This window comes from Myxococcus stipitatus DSM 14675 (assembly GCF_000331735.1).
GTDB lineage: Bacteria > Myxococcota > Myxococcia > Myxococcales > Myxococcaceae > Myxococcus > Myxococcus stipitatus.
The window spans coordinates 1,380,839-1,396,311 of sequence record NC_020126.1 but is presented as its reverse complement, the minus strand read 5'-3'; the positions used below and the strand labels follow the sequence as shown (position 1 = coordinate 1,396,311).

General features: G+C 69.7%; 16 protein-coding genes. 4 read left to right on the top strand and 12 right to left on the bottom strand.

All coding sequences use genetic code 11. The features are described 5' to 3' along the window. Positions 1–145 precede the first annotated feature (145 nt). Together MYSTI_RS05545 and dacB are read right to left on the bottom strand one after the other, a co-directional pair. Positions 146–661, bottom strand: coding sequence for a single-stranded DNA-binding protein (locus MYSTI_RS05545; protein ID WP_015346725.1), 516 nt, complete (start codon positions 659–661; stop codon positions 146–148). Between the two features lie 224 nt (positions 662–885). Further along, the gene (gene dacB, locus MYSTI_RS05540; RefSeq protein WP_015346724.1) at positions 886–3,162 is read right to left on the bottom strand and encodes a D-alanyl-D-alanine carboxypeptidase/D-alanyl-D-alanine endopeptidase; all 2,277 of its coding nucleotides are present in this window, start codon (positions 3,160–3,162) and stop codon (positions 886–888) included. Positions 3,163–3,388: 226 nt separating this feature from the next. Between dacB and dtd the strand changes: the two genes are divergently transcribed. Further along, complete coding sequence (gene dtd / locus MYSTI_RS05535; RefSeq protein WP_015346723.1) at positions 3,389–3,856, top strand: D-aminoacyl-tRNA deacylase; 468 nt, start codon at positions 3,389–3,391, stop codon at positions 3,854–3,856. Here the strand turns inward: dtd and MYSTI_RS05530 are convergent. Both MYSTI_RS05530 and MYSTI_RS05525 read right to left on the bottom strand, forming a co-directional pair. Next, a complete protein-coding gene (locus MYSTI_RS05530) occupies positions 3,853–4,698 on the bottom strand; it encodes a hypothetical protein (protein WP_015346722.1) in 846 nt (281 codons plus the stop codon). The two genes, dtd and MYSTI_RS05530, sit on opposite strands and share 4 nt — an antisense overlap. A 23-nt stretch (positions 4,699–4,721) precedes the next feature. Further along, positions 4,722–5,183 (bottom strand): PTS sugar transporter subunit IIA, encoded by a 462-nt coding sequence (locus MYSTI_RS05525; protein WP_015346721.1) that lies wholly within the window; start codon positions 5,181–5,183, stop codon positions 4,722–4,724. 234 nt (positions 5,184–5,417) lie between these two features. Here MYSTI_RS05525 and MYSTI_RS05520 point away from each other — a divergent pair, with 234 nt between their 5' ends. After that, complete coding sequence (locus MYSTI_RS05520) at positions 5,418–6,026, top strand: hypothetical protein (RefSeq protein ID WP_015346720.1); 609 nt, start codon at positions 5,418–5,420, stop codon at positions 6,024–6,026. 277 nt (positions 6,027–6,303) lie between these two features. On the opposite strand, the gene hpf is transcribed toward MYSTI_RS05520, so the two are convergent. The 8 genes from hpf to MYSTI_RS05480 all read right to left on the bottom strand — a co-directional run bounded on the left by hpf (position 6,304) and on the right by MYSTI_RS05480 (position 13,463). Then, a complete protein-coding gene (hpf, locus tag MYSTI_RS05515) occupies positions 6,304–6,966 on the bottom strand; it encodes a ribosome hibernation-promoting factor, HPF/YfiA family (protein WP_015346719.1) in 663 nt (220 codons plus the stop codon). Between the two features lie 283 nt (positions 6,967–7,249). Then, positions 7,250–8,035: a hypothetical protein gene (locus tag MYSTI_RS05510; protein ID WP_015346718.1), complete on the bottom strand. Its 786-nt coding sequence runs from the start codon at positions 8,033–8,035 to the stop codon at positions 7,250–7,252. Between the two features lie 92 nt (positions 8,036–8,127). Then, positions 8,128–8,775, bottom strand: coding sequence for a GNAT family N-acetyltransferase (locus MYSTI_RS05505; protein ID WP_015346717.1), 648 nt, complete (start codon positions 8,773–8,775; stop codon positions 8,128–8,130). A 57-nt stretch (positions 8,776–8,832) separates the two neighbouring features. Next, entirely contained in the window at positions 8,833–10,350 is a 1,518-nt protein-coding gene (gene rpoN / locus MYSTI_RS05500; RefSeq protein WP_015346716.1) for an RNA polymerase factor sigma-54, read from the bottom strand. Between the two features lie 247 nt (positions 10,351–10,597). Beyond that, on the bottom strand, positions 10,598–11,344 hold the full coding sequence (gene lptB, locus MYSTI_RS05495; protein ID WP_015346715.1) for an LPS export ABC transporter ATP-binding protein: 747 nt from the start codon (positions 11,342–11,344) through the stop codon (positions 10,598–10,600). Continuing rightward, positions 11,341–11,934 carry an LptA/OstA family protein gene (locus MYSTI_RS05490; RefSeq protein ID WP_015346714.1) on the bottom strand — a complete coding sequence of 198 codons (594 nt, stop codon included), beginning with the start codon at positions 11,932–11,934 and terminating at the stop codon, positions 11,341–11,343. The genes lptB and MYSTI_RS05490 overlap by 4 nt, the downstream gene beginning before the upstream one ends. Then, positions 11,927–12,475, bottom strand: a complete 549-nt coding sequence (locus tag MYSTI_RS05485) for a hypothetical protein (RefSeq protein ID WP_015346713.1) — start codon at positions 12,473–12,475, stop codon at positions 11,927–11,929. Before MYSTI_RS05485 ends, MYSTI_RS05490 begins: the two co-directional genes overlap by 8 nt. A 22-nt stretch (positions 12,476–12,497) precedes the next feature. Continuing rightward, complete coding sequence (locus tag MYSTI_RS05480) at positions 12,498–13,463, bottom strand: lysophospholipid acyltransferase family protein (RefSeq protein WP_015346712.1); 966 nt, start codon at positions 13,461–13,463, stop codon at positions 12,498–12,500. A gap of 5 nt (positions 13,464–13,468) precedes the next feature. On the opposite strand from MYSTI_RS05480, the gene astB reads away from it, so the two are divergent. Together astB and MYSTI_RS05470 are read left to right on the top strand one after the other, a co-directional pair. After that, positions 13,469–14,791 (top strand): N-succinylarginine dihydrolase, encoded by a 1,323-nt coding sequence (astB, locus tag MYSTI_RS05475; protein WP_015346711.1) that lies wholly within the window; start codon positions 13,469–13,471, stop codon positions 14,789–14,791. Positions 14,792–14,927: 136 nt separating this feature from the next. Further along, on the top strand, positions 14,928–15,464 hold the full coding sequence (locus MYSTI_RS05470) for an aminoacyl-tRNA deacylase (protein ID WP_015346710.1): 537 nt from the start codon (positions 14,928–14,930) through the stop codon (positions 15,462–15,464). Positions 15,465–15,473: the final 9 nt, after the last annotated feature.

The following is a 15,473-nucleotide window of genomic DNA, read 5'->3' as shown; positions in this document are numbered from 1 at the left end:
ATCGGCCGCCCCCGAGGACTTCCCGGGAGCGGCCGATTCGTTTCCAGGGGTGCCCGCTTCACGTCGCCTGGAAGCACATCGGCCGCCCCCGAGGACTTCCGGGGAGCGGCCGATTCGCTGCTTCAGGCTGAGTGCCGCGGGGCGCTCAGAACGGGATGTCGTCCTCGTTGTTGCCGCCACCACCGCCGCCACCACCACCCATGCCGTCATCCATGGGGGGCGGCTGGCCGTAGTCGCCGCCGTCCATGCCACCGCGCTGCTGCTGCCCGCCGAACTGCCGGCGCCCACCACCACCGCCACCGCCACCACCCATGCCGTCCCCGGCGTCACGACCGCCCAGGAACGTCACCGCGTTGGCGACGACCTCCGTGGTGTAGTTCTTCCGGTTCTCCTTGTCGGTCCACTCACGCGTCTGCAGGCGCCCCTCGACGTAGCACTGGCGTCCCTTCTTCAGGTACTCGCCGCAGAGCTCCGCGAGCTTTCCCCAGACGACGATGCGGTGCCACTCGGTGCGCTCCTGCTTCTGGCCGTTCTTGTCGTTCCAGCTCTCGCTCGTGGCGATGCGGAAGTTCGCGACGGCCTGGCCCCCCGGGGTGAAGCGCACTTCCGGGTCCGCCCCCAGGTTGCCGATGAGGATGACCTTGTTCACGCCACCTGCCATGACTGCTCCCTCTGCCTTTCGGTCGAGGTCCCTCCCACCACGGGAAGGACACGGCCCACCGGGCATCTGCCCTGGCGGGTTGCCTTCCACGTATAGCAGCGCCCCCTGACATTTCCAGAAGGCGGCCCCCGCCATGGGGCTCGGCCGGGCGGCCGCCCCCCATGCGGGCAACAGGTGTGAAACTCCCCCACCCTCGAGCGTCGCGCGGGGGCCAGGGCGGAGCGCTACCCGCCCGGGCGGGTCTCGGTGCGAGCCTCCGGGGCGCTCCCCGTCGGACGTGGCGGAGGCGGCGGAGGAGGCGTCCCGCCAGCGGGCGCCACCACCTGGACCGCGCCACCGCCCTCGGACGGACGCGGCGCCTTGGCCTCGGCCACCTTCTGCGACAGCGTGGAGTCCAGGCCCTTGGCGAAGGCCGCCACCTGCGGGTCCGCGGCGCCCAGCATCCGGCGCAGCGACTTCCAGAAGGGGTGGTCCCCCTGCCCCGCCTCCACCAGCGAGCGGGCCAGGAGCGTCGTGGCCGCATCCCGGTCCGCGGGAAGGGCCGAGCGCAGCGCCACCACCAGCGCCTCCGGCGCCGTGCGAGCCACTTCTCCCAACGCCACGGACAGCTCCGTCTGCGCCTGTCCGTCCGCGCCCGTCGCGCCCGCGAGCTCCAGCACCCGCGCCAGCGCCTCCGTGTTCCCGGACGCGGCCAGCTCCACCATGCTGGTGACGCCGGGCACCTCCACGGACAACACGCGCGCGACCTCCCTCAGGCGGCCATACACGTCGTTGCCCGCCGAGTAGCTGTCGAGCAGCGTGCGAGCGCCCAGGTAGTCATGAGGGTTGGACTGGTAGAGGCTCTCCGCGAGCACCGCTCGCACCGCCGGGTCCCGCTCGCTGCGCCACGCGGTGCGCAGGAAGCCCAGGTTGCGAGAGTCTCGCTGCCGCCCCAGGTCCAGGTACGTCTTGATGCGGGCCGCGACATCATCGATGGCACCCGACGACTTGCCGCCGTCCGCCAGCGCCGCCACCGCGCTCGACGGGCCCAGGCTGGAGCCCGTGGCCGCCACCGCCGCGCCCAGCGCGTCCAGGCCCGCGACGATGGGGCCCGCGCGTCCGGCGAAGTCGTTGACCATCATCGAGAAGGAGAAGCGCTCGCCACCCGCGCTCGTCACGTAGCCGCTCAGCGCGGAGACGCCCTCCAGCGTGCCCGTCTTCGCGCGCAGCCGGCCCACCGCGTCGCTGCCCTCGAAGCGGTACTTCAGCGTGCCGTCCTTGCCCGCGATGGGCACCGACGACAGGTACTCCGGCGCCAGCGGGAAGCGCCCGTACATGTAGCGCAAGAGCTTGTTGAGCTGCGCGGCCGAGAAGCGGTTGGCGTCATTCAGCCCGCTGCCGTTCTTCATCACGTACGTGCCGCGAGCAATCCCCACCTCGCGCTCCAGGAACTGCTCCACCACCTCCACGCCCTTGCCGAACGAGCCCGGCGCGCCCCGGCCCTCCGCGCCCATCGTCTTGAGCAGCTGCTCCGCGACGAAGTTGCTGGAGAGCTTGTTGAGGCGCTTGAGCAGCACGTCGAACGTGTCCGACTGCGCCACGTACACCATGCGCGCCGACGACGCCGTGAGCCCCTGCCGCACCCGGCCGCGGACCTTCATGCCCCGCGTGCTCAAGATCTGCTTGAGCGTCTGGCCGAAGTACATGGGAGGGTTGTCGATCTTCTTCCACTGGCTGGTGGCGCCACCGCGCTCGGCCGGCACCTGCCCGCGCACCACGATCTTCTGCTGCGCGCCGGCCGGGTCCGACGTGACGGACACGCGCCGCGCGCGACGAGCCCCGGTGGAGAGCTGGTTCTCCACGATGAAGTAGTCGCTGGGCGGCTCCATCTCCACGATGCCCTTGGCGCCAGGGCCCGCGCCCGGCCGCACGTAGATGGCCACCGCGTTCCAGTTCAGGCTCAGCGCGCCGGTGGGCGCCATGTACGCCCGGTCCGAGTCCTCCTGGTCATACCCGGGCGGCGTGCGCTCCATGTCGAACCAGGAGTCGTCCACGACGATTTCGCCCACCTCGCGCACGCCCGCGTGCCACAGCTCCGACGCCACGCCCCACAGGCGCTCGGTCGTCACGGACGGGTCACCCTTGCCGCGCACGTAGAGCGTCTTCACCTTGCCCTCGGCGCTCATCCCGTCGACCAGGAACTCCGTCTCGTAGCGGAACTCCGAGCCGAGCACCGCCAGCGCCGCCGCGGACGTCACGAGCTTCACGTTGGACGCGGGGTTGAGCAGCTCGTCCGCGTTGTGGGTGAACACCACGGAGCCATCATCCAGGCTCTGCATGTGCACCCCCACCCGGCTCACCTTGAGCGAGGGGCGCTGCAGCACCGCGAGCAACGCCGCGCGCAGGGCCTCACGGTCCGCTCGCTTCTCGGCGGAGGGAGGCGCCGCCAGGGAACCCAAGGGAAGCAGCAGGGAAACGATGGCCGACGCGGCCAAGAGGTGTCTGGCTCGATGAACCTGCACGCACGCTCCAGGGAAATCGACGGCCATTATGGGGAAGGGTGCGAAAGCACGGCAAGGGTGAGGGAATGCGGCAGTCCACGGTTGGGCGCTCGCTCTACCGCCAAGTGGAAATTGGCCGTTGTCACTTGTGGACTTCCATTCACTGAGAACATTCCAGGGCGCAAGATGCCAGCCATCCCAGGGCGAAGCATGACGTGCGCCCCTGACAGTGTCGGAGGAAGTGTCGATGCGAGCCGTGGTGCAGCGGGTGCTGGAAGCGTCGGTGACGGTGGAGGGGCAACGGGTGAGTGACATCGGCCCCGGGCTGCTGGTGCTCCTGGGCGTGGGCAAGGGTGACACCGAGGCCGACGTGGCGTGGATGGTGGAGAAGCTGGCCACCTTGCGCATCTTCGAGGACACCGCGGGGAAGATGAACCTCTCGCTGGAGGACACGTCCCGCCAGCTCATCGTCGTCAGCCAGTTCACCCTCTACGGCGACGCGCGCAAGGGGCGCCGCCCCAGCTTCATCGACGCGATGGAGCCCGCCACCGCCAAGGCCCTCTACGAGCGCGCCTGCGAGGGCCTCCGGCAGCGCGGCCTGAGCGTGGGCACCGGCATCTTCGCCGCGGACATGAAGGTGGCCCTGGTCAATGACGGCCCGGTCACCCTCCTCCTGGAGAGCCCGAGCCCGAGCACCGCCGCGCCCAAGCCCTAGATGCGGACGCTGGTGCCCTTGGTGACGAGCGCCGCCAGGCCCTGCTTCGCCAGCGCCGCGCGCCGGATGTGGGCCGTCAGCGTGCCCAACTCCCGCATCCACCCAGCCGCGCGAGGCCCCAGCCCCGAGAAGGCCACCGTCAGCGGGGGCGGCTGGGCCTGCTTCCCCAGCCAGTAGCCCAGCACCTCGTCACGCTCCGGCAACGACGGCAGGCGCATCCGCTCCTGCTCGCGCGCCATCAGCCGCTCCAGCTTGCGCGGCAGGTTCACCTGCCAGTGCGCCACCGCGCGCGCCGGACGCCAGGCCCAGTCCGCGAAGGCGAAGCGCTCCGAGGGGAAGTACTCCCCTCGGCCCTGGGTGCTGAAGACGCGGTCCGGAGGAAACTCCGGGAAGGGGTCCCAGTGCCCCGCCAGCAGCGAGGCCAGCCCCATGTCCGCCAGCGGCCGGAAGCGGAAGCCGTCTCGCACCTCGCGGGCGGAGCGCGTGTCCCAGTAGGGGTAGTTGGGCTCCTCCAGCATCAGCGCCAGGTGCAGCGCCTCGTCCCAGGCGTCCGCGTAACCCGCCTGGTCGCCTCCCACCTCCCAACCCGTGGGGCTCTCCTTCCACGACAGGAAGGCGAGCCGGTCCACCAGGTCCGCCCACGGGTCCGCGTCCACCGAGCCCAGGCCTCCGGGCAGCGCGGTGGACAGCATCCGCTCGCACAACATGCGCGACTGCCCGTCTCCCAGCGAGTCCAGGAGCGACTCCAGGGCGCCGCTCGCATCGCCCATGGCGCGCGAGAGGAAGGGCAGCACCTGCTCGTGGAAGAACCGGTCGTTGATGGGCCGCAACACCACGTCCATGTGGGTCCCCCGCGGGACGGCCTTCAGGGCCGAGCGTCTTCCTGGATGATGAGCGCGTGGATGTCCGCGGCCGTGGGTGCCTCGAGGATGGAGGCCCGGAAGCGCGGGTTCTTGAAGAGGCGGGAGATGCGAGCCAGCGCCTTGAGGTGGACGCCGGCGCTGTTCTCGGGGGCCACCAGCGCGAAGAACAGGTGGGTGGGCTTGCCGTCGATGGCCTCGAAGTCCACGCCCGCCCGGGACACGCCGAAGGCCGCCTGGAGCTGCGTCATGCCCGACAGCTTGCCGTGGGGAATGGCAACCCCCTCGCCGATGCCGGTGCTGCCGAGCTTCTCGCGCTCCTTCAGCACCTCCACCAACCGCTCCTCCTGGAGCTGGGGGTGGGCCCGCACCAACGTGACACTCAGCTCGCGCAACACCTCTGGCTTCGTCCGAGACTGCATGTCCGCGATGACGGCTTCGGGGCTGAGGAACTCGGCGATTCTCACTGACGCTCCCGCGCTGGCGCTCCTGAGATGGCCGCAATTACTCCTCACCCTTCTTTAGTGCAAGGGTCCCCTGCCGTCCCAGCACCATGGCCGCTCACTGCGCGTCAGGGGATGGGGGGTCTTCGGACCACCCCTGCCCGCCTCCCCTCCCGTACCCGGGGGCGATATGCGCTCCCTCGCCGACCGTTTTCTCCAGTGAACCCCACACGAATCCAAGAAAACGGAGCGACCGCCATGAAGCGACCGTTGAGCTCGAGTCTTGTCCTTTTGACAGTGTCCGTGCTGGCCACGGGCTGCGCCACCACGCGCCAGGGCGCGCCCCTGGGCGACGCGGCCGAGGAGTCGCTGAGCCTGGCGGATGACTCCATCACCGGCCCCACCTCCACGCTGAGCATCGCGCAGACGGGCATGCATGGCCGCTACCGAAGGCTGCCTGTGTCGCTCGAATGGGACTACCAGACGATGACGGGCACGGTGGCCAACCAGTCGACGCGGCTGGAGCTGGCCGAAGGCGATGACACCCGCGTGTGGGGCACCTTCGCGGGCCTGGCCACGGACCTCACCGAGGACGGCACGTGGCTGCACGGGCGCGTGGGCCCCTGCGCCTTCGTCCTCAAGCGCGACGGCGACGCCCTGTCGGGTTCCCGGAGCTGCGGCGGCTCGGTGGAGCAGGACTTCAGCGTGGCCTTCCCGGCCCGCCTCTTCGAGCGCTCCCTGGGCGAGCGGGCCGCGCTGATGACGCTGGCGCTCCTCAACACCCGCACGCCCGCGGGGGTGCCCAGCGCGGCCGTCTCCAGCTTCCAGAGCGACCATCGCGACCTCGCGACCGTCCGCTCCAACTGAGTCTTACAGGGCCCCCGAGTCCAGGCTCCACGGACGCGCTCCATCTCCCAGGGGAGAGGTGGGGCGCGTCGTCTTTTCGAGCGGGCGATATGCGGCGGAAGGCCGGACGTTCTTCCCCTCGGATGCACCTGCTCTGGCAGGGGGGACCCGGTGCTCGTGGCCGACCACGGGCGCCGACTGGCATCCATCGCAGGGGACAGCGCCCTCGCCACATCGGCCGAGGGCGTTCGCGCTCCGCCTTCTCGAGGGAGAGGCGGAGCGCGATTCTTTTCAGGGCTCAGGTGCCCGTGGCGGCCGCCATCGCGGGCGGCTCATGGGGCTCGATGAGGCCGTACTGGCCATCCTTGCGCCGGTAGATGATGCCCAGCGCATCCGACTCCACGTTGTGGAACACGTAGAAGTCGTTGTTCATCAGGTTCATCTGCATCACCGCCTCGTCCACCGACAGCGGCTTGACGGTGAGCTGCGTGGCGCGCACCACGCGCGTCGCGGCGGAGATGGGCGTGGACGCGGCCGACTCCACCACCTTCGCCACCGGCGCTTCGGGCGTGGGCTTCGCGGCGGGCTCCTCCGCGTCGGGCACCTCGAAGACGGCGTGGCGCACCTTCAGGTGATTCACCAGGTCCTGCCGGTGGTGCACGCGCTCGCGGCCGTGATGCGTCTTCAGCTTGTCCCGGTACCGGCGCAGCTGGCGCTCGATCTTGTCCATCGCCAGGTCGATGGACGCGTACATGTCATCGCTCTTGTCGCGCCCGCGAAGCACCCAGGCGCCGGAGTGGATGGTGATGTCCGCGTGGTGGAGGTGACGCTCCAACGACAGTACGACGTGTGCCTCTCCTGCTCTGTCCAACAGCTTGTTCACCCGCTCGACCTTCTCGCGTGCGTATTCTTTGAGGGAATCCGACGCCCCGAACTGACGGAAGGTGATGTTGAACTGCATGCGTGGCTGCCTCCTAGGGTGAGGGGAGCTGCGTGACAGATCAGAAACGTTCTGACGTCTGGAAAGCAACCCATCCCCCCGGGTTGACTCTTCCCAAGCTCACCACCCGTCCGGGGCCTGACATCACGGCGTCACGCGGCGTCGCTGGCACGCCTCCATGCGGGGCACAAGAATCTTGGCCCCTCGGATTCATGCTCCGTGCCATGAGCCCGTGAAACACGCTGGGTGGCGTGAGACACGGGCACAAGCGAGCAGCCGTCCTCCCCGGGCCCTCCCGTCTTGACTACTGAACGGCGACGACCTGCTCCTGGGAATGGAAGTAGGCGCCTCGGCAATTCGCCACGCCCACGCACTCCGTCACCTCGGCGTCGACCTCTCCCTTCAGCGTCAAGAGGTGGGTGGCCGGCCCCAGCTGCGCGGGCACGGTGAAGGTGATGCGGTTCTCCTTCTTCACCACGCTCAGCTGCGCCGTCACCACGCCGCCCTCGGGCAACAGCGAAGCCCCCGCCGCCTCGAGCTCCTCTCCCGCGGGTGCCCAGCGGAACGAGTACGTCTGGCCTCGCAGCATCCGCTCGAGGGGAACGGGGCCCTCGAACGTGAACGAGCGCTTGGCCTGACCGTTCTTCGCCGTCAACAGCACAGAGTGGCTCGCGTCCTGGATGGCGATGAGCGCATCCGCGGGCGGCAGCTGCGCCCACTCGTCCGGGTTGTAGTCGAAGATGGCGCGAGTGGGCATGCACAGGTCGCGGCCCGCGGTGCTGTCGACGCCGCCCTGCTCCAGCTTCATGGGCAGCCCGTTGAACGTCGCGGTGGCGCCATCCTTCAGCCGCGTGCAGCGCTCACCGCTCGCCTGGGAGAAGGTGACGGTGACGCGGTGGGAGCCCGGGGCCTGGGGCACCTCGAACAGGTCCACGTCCGCGAGGGAATACGTGAGGGTGCGGTCCGAGAGCCCCGCCAGGTCCACGTGCTCCGTGGTCAGCGAGTCACCACAGCCGGCGGACAGCAGGCCCACCGCGACCAGGACACCCGGCACCACGCCGGAAGCACAACGACGAGAGGAAGAGTGCATACGCGGCCACCCTATACCCACCGCCCCCGAGAACAGGGAGCAGAACGGCGCACCCCGCCCCCTTTCCCACCATGGCGCGCTCGCCTGCTCGCTCAAGCACCTTGCTGGAGGAAGCCTTCCAGCCGGGCCTTCACCTCGGGCCACTCGGTGTCGACGATGCCGTAGTAGGCGCTGTCGCGAACCACCCCACCGCGCACCAGCATGTGGTTGCGGAGGATGCCCTCCAGCTTCCCCCCCATCCGCTCGATGGCCGCGCGGGAGCGCGCGTTGCGCCGGTCCGTCTTGAGCTGCACGCGCATGACGTCGAGCGTCTCGAAGGCGTGGCGCAGGAGCAGGTACTTGGACTCGGTGTTGACGCGCGTGCGCCACACCCGGCGGCCCAGCCACGTCCAGCCAATCTCCAGCGTCCGGAAGTCCCGCTGGATGTCGAGATAGCTCGTGGTGCCCACCGGCTGCCCCGTCTCGCGCTCCAGGATGACGAAGGGGCGCTCGGTGCCCTTCCGCGCGGCCTCGAGCGCGCGGGTGATGAACCGCTCCACGTCCTCCTGGGTGCGCAGCACCACGGAGAAGTACGCGAAGAGGGAGTCCTCACACAGCGAGGCCAGGGCCTGGGCGTGCTCCAACCCCAAGGGCGCAAGCCGCACGGTGCGCCCCTCCAGCACGACGGGCGGGGCCACCAGGGGAACCAGCTCCCGACGAGGGACACCGGCATCGGTCTCGAAAGAAATAGGGGCGCTCATGGCGCCCCTGACTGTGTCCGCCAGCACCCTGACGGACAAGAGCCACTTGCCGGAAACTCAGTAGTACCGCTTGCGCTTGCTGCTGGGGAGGATGCCCAGCACCTCGCGGTACTTGGCCACCGTGCGGCGCGCGATTTCGGTGCCCTGCGAGCGCAGGAGCTCCACGATCTTCTGGTCCGAGTACGGATTGCGCGCGTCCTCCTGCGCGACAATCTGCTTGATGTGGTGCTTCACCGCCTCGCTCGCGGTGTCCTCGCCGGACACGCGGGAGATGGACGAGTTGAAGAAGTACTTCAGCTCGAAGATGCCCTGCGGCGTGTGCACGTACTTGCTCGTCGTCACGCGGCTCACCGTGGACTCGTGCATGCCGATGTCCTCGGCCACGTCCCGGAGGATGAGCGGCTTCAAGTGGGCGATGCCCTTGTCCAGGAAGTCCCGCTGGAACTTCACGATGCTCTCGGTGACCTTGTAGATGGTCCGCTGCCGCTGGTGGATGGAGCGGATGAGCCACACCGCGCTGCGCAGCTTGTCCTGGATGAAGTCCTTCGTCTGGCCCGGCCCCACCGCGCCCGTCTTCAGCGCGTTGCGATAGGTGCCGGAGATGCGCAGCTTGGACAGGCCGTCGTCGTTGAGCACCACCGTGTACTCGTCCCCCATCTTGTAGACGAAGACGTCGGGGGTGATGTACTGCGCGTCGTCGCCGCTGAAGTTGCGGCCCGGCTTCGGGTCCAGCTTCGGGAGCAGCTTCACCGCCTCCACCACCTCTTCCAAGGTGACCTTCAGGTCCTTGGCGATGGCGGGCAGGTTCTTGCTCTCCAGGTACTTCATGTGCCGCTTGATGATGAGGCCCAGGAGCGGCGCCTGCGACTCCTTCATCCCCTGCAGCTGGATGAGCAGGCACTCCTGCAAATCCCTCGCGCCGCAGCCGCGAGGCTCCAGCATCTGGATGCGGCGCAGGGTGCGCTCCGCCACGTGCATGGGCACGTCCGCCTCGTTGCACAGGCGGATGAGCGGGTCTCCCTCCACGTCCGGCAGCTTCAAGTAGCCGTCGTCATCCAGGTTGCCCAGGATGAGCATGGCCACCCGGCGCTCGGCGTCGTTCAGGCGCAGCGTGCCCAGCTGCTCCTGGATGTGGTCGACCAGGTCCTCCTTCTTGACGAGGTTGGCCTCGAACGACGGCAGGTCGTCCGTGGCCACGTTGCCCTTGTTGGACGCCGTGGTCGGCTCGTTGAACTGGTAGCTGTTGAGGTACGCCTCCCAGTCAATCTCCGGCGGGCCATCCGCGTCGCCCTTGAACTCCTGGGCGGTGTCCCCCGTGGCCGCTGGCATCTCCACGTCGCGAGGAATCTCGACGTTGTCCGCCTCCAGCGAAGCTTCCCCCGGCTCCTTGTCTCCCACGTCGCCCGGTGCCTGCTCGTCCGGCTGCTCCAGGAGAGGATTCTGGTCCATCTCCTCGCGGACCTGCTCCAGCAACTCCATCCGGGAGAGCTGGAGCAGCTTGATGGCCTGCTGCAGCTGGGGTGTCATCACCAGCTGCTGCGCAAGCTTCAGGCTTTGTTTGAGTTCCATCGCCATGAGACAGGGTCTCCCAAGTGATTCAGCCCCAATGCCGCGCGGGACCAATCAAAGACCGTGCCAACGTAACAAGGCACCCTGTCTACGTCTAGTGGCGGAAACGTGGTCCCTTGCTTGCATACTCAGAAATTCGCAAGGAAACCCGTAGCTTAGCTACGCTCAGCGTAGCCCGGGCGTGTTGGCCTGTCGACGCAAAAGCGGGGCCAACAGGAGTCTATGCATTCGGTTGGCCGAAGGCCAGCCGTCCTTAGACGGGTTCCTGGAGACGGAACCGCTCCCCCAGGTAGACGGCGCGGGCGCGAGGGGAGGCGGCAATCTCCGCCGGGGTCCCCTCCTCCAGGATCTGCCCTTGTGTGATGATGTACGCCCTGTCACAGATGCCCAGGGTGTCCTGGACATTGTGGTCCGTGATGAGGACGCCCAGTCCGCGCTCGCGGAGGAGGAATATCTGCCGCTGGAGGTCGCCCACGTTGATGGGGTCCACGCCGGCGAAGGGCTCGTCGAAGAGGATGAAGCGGGGGGACGGCAGGAGGCTCCGGGCAATCTCGGCGCGCCGCCGCTCGCCGCCGGAGAGGGTGCCGCCCAGGGACTCGGCCACGTGGGAGAGGCCGAACTCGTCGAGGATGGCGGTGGCGCGAGCCTCCCGCGCGCGCTTGTCCAGGCCCTTCTGGAGCTCCAGCACGGCCAGGAAGTTGTCGCGCACGGTGAGCTTGCGGAAGACGGAGGCTTCCTGGGGCAGGTAGCCCACGCCCCGGCGCGCGCGGCGGTGCATGGGCAGGTGCGTGAGGTCCTCGTCGCCAATGCGCACGCGGCCCCCGTCGGGCGTCACCAGGCCCACCACCATGTTGAAGCTGGTCGTCTTGCCGGCGCCGTTGGGGCCCAAGAGGCCCACCACCTCGCCCGGGGACACGGTGAAGGAGACGCCATTGACGACCTGGCGGCCACGAAAGGCCTTCTTCAGGCCCTCGGCGTACAGCTTCGCGTCGTCGCTCATCGCGCGGGGGCCTTGCCGGGCTCCACGGGCGCGGGCGAGGGGCGGCCCGGCGCGGACGCGCCCTTGCGCTTGGACGGCGCGGGGGAGGCCGGCGGGGACTCGAAGATGATGACGGCGTTCTCCACGTCCAGCCGCTCACTCCCCAGGGTGAGGCGGACCTTCGTCCCGCGCATGTACGTGGTGCCCTGGCGCGCCTCGGGGGAGCCGGTGACGACGAGCACGCCGCTGGCCACGTCGTACTCGGCGCGCTCGCCGCGGGCCATGCGGTCCCCGTCCACGGCGTTGACTCCGCCCGTGCACACCACGCGCGTCACCACGCGCGGCTGGGTGAAGTAGGCCGTCATCCGGTCGCACTTCAGGACGAGCGTCCGGTGCGTCACCTTCACGTTGCCCGTGAGCGTCGCCTGCGACTTGCCCCCCTCGATGAGGTCGGCGGTGATCTGCACCGGCTCCTTCAGGTCCACCGGGCCCAGGGGGCTCTGGCTGGCACTGCCCGCGTCCGCGGCGGGAGGCGTCCCGCCATCGGTGGGCGCGGCCGCGGCCGGCATCGGCTGCGCCACGAAGAAGGCCATCACGAGGAACTCAATCACGCTCAGAAGCTCCCAGCACGGTCTCCACCGAGCCCGCGAAGGTGAATGTCTCATCCGGGAAGGACAGCTCGAAGCGGTCCGCCCGCAGACGGTAATCCGGCCCACGCACCACCACGCCCTCGTTGCCGTGCGCCCCCTTCTCGAGGGCGTCGTAGGTCAGCCGAGGCGTCTCCACCACCATCCCATCCCCCGTGCGCACCACCACTCCACCGGAGGCCACCATCTGCTTGGACGCCAGACTGCCCTCCATATTCGGGGCGCTGATATCCATGCCCTTCTCGGTGCCCACCGACATGCCCTCCTCGGTGGTGCCCGGGGGGACCCGCAGCGTGGCGTGGGTGGCCAGGACGTCGCCGCCCGCGCGCTGGTACGTCAGCCGCTCGGCGTGGCCGGACAGGGTGAGGCGCTCGCCCTCGTAGGACATCATGCGCGCGCCGTGCAGCACCACCTGGGGCGGGGGCTGCTCGGAGCCCCCTTCCGTCTCGCGGCGGGGCTTGCACGCGGCGACGAGGAGGCACACGGCGAGGAGACGGACGGACATGCGCGGCACGAGGGGCCTTCTATCACCCGGCTGGCGCCCGCGCCGCCTCCGCGAGCACGGGTTGTGTGTCGGCCGGGGGACGCGTCTTCCAGCGCTGGTGCATCCACACCCACTGTTCAGGGGTGCGGCGGATGGCCGCCTCGATGCGCTCGGACAAGGCCCGGGTGAGCTCCAGCGCGGCGGCCTCGCGGTCCTCCAGCGCCGGCACGGGCACCTCCTCCATCGTCAGCCGGTAGCCGCCCTCCACCCGGTGGCAGAAGCCCGTCACCACCGCCGCGCCCGTGCGCACCGCCAGGTCCGCCGCCGCGCGAGGCGTCGCCGCCAGCTCCCCGAAGAAGGGCACGAAGAGCGACTGCACCTTCGTGTCCTGGTCGATGAGCAGCCCCAGGATTTCCCCCGCGCGCAGCGCCCTCAGCATGGCCCGCGCCGCGCCGTCCTGCCCCCGCCAGATGCTGCGCACGCCGCCGCGCGCCCGGAACCGCTCCACCAGCACGGTGAGGCGCGGGTCCGTGGTCTCCTTCGCGATGCTCTGGCTCGGGTAGCCCGCCCGCGCCACGCGCCGGGCCAGCAGCTCCCAGTTGCCCACGTGGCCGGAGACGAAGACGACGCCCTTCTTGCGCGCCAGGGCCGTCTCCAGCACGCGCCTGTCTTCTTCGGGCCATGCCACCAACTGCTCGAGCCCGCGGTCCAGGGCCCCCGTGCAGGCCACCTCCAGCGCCGCCGCCCCCAGGTGCCGGAAGCTGGCGCGGGCCAGGGCTTGCCGCTCCGCGTCGGACTTCTCGGGGAAGGCCACGCCCAGGGACTTCAGGGCCTTGCGGCGCTCGCCCCCCGCAAGGCCGTAGGCCCATCCTCCCAGGAGGAAGCCCAGCCCCCGAGCCCACCGCAGAGGCAGGGGTTGAAGGCACAACAGGACGCTCCGGATGAGCACGTACCGGAGGAAACGTTTCAGGCGCTTTGTTAAGGGTGGACGCTCCACAAGTCGCTCCATACCCCATGCGCGAATACAACTTCGACGGCCTCGTCGGTCCTACCCACAACTACGCGGGCCTGTCGCCCGGCAACCTGGCGTCCCAGAGTCACGTCGGAGAGCCCAGCCATCCCCGTGAAGCGGCACTTCAGGGCCTGGAGAAGATGCGCTTCGTCTCCGGCCTGGGCGTCGGCCAGGCGGTGCTGCCGCCGCAGCCTCGCCCGTCGCTGCGGGCCCTGCGGACGCTGGGCTTCACCGGCACGGACGAGGAGGTCATCACCCGCGCCGCGCGCGAGGCCGAGCACCTGCTGCGGCTCACCTCCAGCGCCTCCTCCATGTGGACGGCCAACGCCGCCACCGTGGCCCCCAGCGCCGACACGGCCGACGGCCGCGTGCACCTGACGCCCGCGAACCTCTCGCAGATGTTCCACCGCGCCCTCGAGGCGGACACCACGCACGCGGTGCTGCGCGCCATCTTCGCCGACGAGAAGCACTTCGCGGTGCACGCGCCGCTGCCGCCCGGCAGCCACTTCGCGGACGAGGGCGCGGCCAACCACACCCGCCTCTCCACGCCCGGACACGCGGGCGTGCACCTGCTCGCCTGGGGCCGCAGCGCGTGGCAGGACGTGCAGGGCCCCAAGCGCTTCCCCGCCCGGCAGACGCTGGAGTCCAGCCAGGCGCTCGCGCGGCTCCACCAGCTCGACGCGCACCACGTCCTCTTCCCCCAGCAGCACCCGGACGGCATCGACGCGGGGGCCTTCCACACGGACGTGCTGGCGGTGGGCAACGAGCGCTTCCTCATGCTGCACGAGCTCGCCTTCGTGGACCACCCGGGGCTGCTCCAGGTGCTGCGCGAGAAGCTGGGCCCGGACTTCCGCGCCGTCGTCGCCAGCAACGCGGAGCTGCCGGCCAAGGACGCCGTGAAGGCCTACCCCTTCAACTCGCAGGTGCTGACGCTGCCGGACGGCACCATGGCCATCATCGCCCCGGTGGAGAGCCGGGAGACGCCCGCGGCGCGCGGCTTCCTGGAGCGCGTGGTGGCCGAGGACACCCCCGTCAAGGCGGTGCACTACCTGGAGGTGCGCCAGTCCATGAACAACGGCGGTGGGCCCGCCTGCCTGCGCCAGCGCGTGTGGCTCACGGACGCCGAGCGCCAGGCCATCCACGCCGACGTCTTCTACTCGCCGGCCCTGCATGAGTCGCTCGCCGCCTGGGTGCGCCGCCACTACCGCGACGTGCTCCGTCCCCAGGACCTGCAGGACCCACAGCTCGCGCGCGAGACGATGACGGCGCTGGACGAGCTGACGCGAATCCTCAAGCTGGGCAGCGTCTACGACTTCCAGCAGTGAGCACCAGGGGCTTGCCCCCTTGTCCTCGCACCAGGCCAGCGGGCCCACGGCGGAATGCCGTGGGCACGAAGGGCGCGGGGTGCCGTGGTCGAAGCCGCCGGGGTGACACACCTTTTCGTCAAGGAGGTGACGCCTCGTGATTCCGGCTTCCATCCAGCACTATCTCCAACGCAATCGGGTCCTCTATGAGCGCTACTGGCATCCGCGCGCCGTCACGGCGCAGGAACTGGCCCAGGCGCTTCACGTCTCGGGCTGGCGCGTGGCCAAGTCCGTCATCGTGATGGCGGACCGGCAGCCCTGGATTTTCGTCGTCCCCGCGGCGGGCACGCTGGACTTGATGCGTGTGCGGGAGCTGCTGGGGGTGCGCACCGTGCGACTCGCCAGCGAGCGTGAGTTCCGCGACCACTTCCCCGACTGCGAGGTGGGCGCGGAGCCTCCCTTCGGGGAGCTCTACAGCCTGCCCGTGGCGGTGGACGAGACGCTCAGCCTGACCGAGCACCTGCTCTTCCGAGCGGGCTCTCACGAAGAAGCCGTGGAGATGCGCTTCCAGGACTTCGCCACGCTCGAGTGGCCCCTGGTCGCGTCGTTCATCCACGAGCGGCTCCGGCCTCAGGCCCCCGTGGTGCCCATCCCACCGGTCTTCATGGAACAGGACGCATCCATGCCTTCGTGAGGCACGCGT

Bases quoted from the DNA above. Each gene is read 5' to 3' on its own strand.
- MYSTI_RS05520 (WP_015346720.1), top strand. From the start codon at position 5,418: ATGAAGCGACCGTTGAGCTCGAGTCTTGTCCTTTTGACAGTGTCCGTG.
- MYSTI_RS05480 (WP_015346712.1), bottom strand. From the start codon at position 13,463: ATGGAGCGACTTGTGGAGCGTCCACCCTTAACAAAGCGCCTGAAACGT.
- MYSTI_RS05485 (WP_015346713.1), bottom strand. From the start codon at position 12,475: ATGTCCGTCCGTCTCCTCGCCGTGTGCCTCCTCGTCGCCGCGTGCAAG.
- dtd (WP_015346723.1), top strand. From the start codon at position 3,389: ATGCGAGCCGTGGTGCAGCGGGTGCTGGAAGCGTCGGTGACGGTGGAG.
- MYSTI_RS05505 (WP_015346717.1), bottom strand. From the start codon at position 8,775: ATGAGCGCCCCTATTTCTTTCGAGACCGATGCCGGTGTCCCTCGTCGG.
- hpf (WP_015346719.1), bottom strand. From the start codon at position 6,966: ATGCAGTTCAACATCACCTTCCGTCAGTTCGGGGCGTCGGATTCCCTC.
- astB (WP_015346711.1), top strand. From the start codon at position 13,469: ATGCGCGAATACAACTTCGACGGCCTCGTCGGTCCTACCCACAACTAC.
- lptB (WP_015346715.1), bottom strand. From the start codon at position 11,344: ATGAGCGACGACGCGAAGCTGTACGCCGAGGGCCTGAAGAAGGCCTTT.
- MYSTI_RS05530 (WP_015346722.1), bottom strand. From the start codon at position 4,698: ATGGACGTGGTGTTGCGGCCCATCAACGACCGGTTCTTCCACGAGCAG.
- rpoN (WP_015346716.1), bottom strand. From the start codon at position 10,350: ATGGCGATGGAACTCAAACAAAGCCTGAAGCTTGCGCAGCAGCTGGTG.
- MYSTI_RS05545 (WP_015346725.1), bottom strand. From the start codon at position 661: ATGGCAGGTGGCGTGAACAAGGTCATCCTCATCGGCAACCTGGGGGCG.
- MYSTI_RS05510 (WP_015346718.1), bottom strand. From the start codon at position 8,035: ATGCACTCTTCCTCTCGTCGTTGTGCTTCCGGCGTGGTGCCGGGTGTC.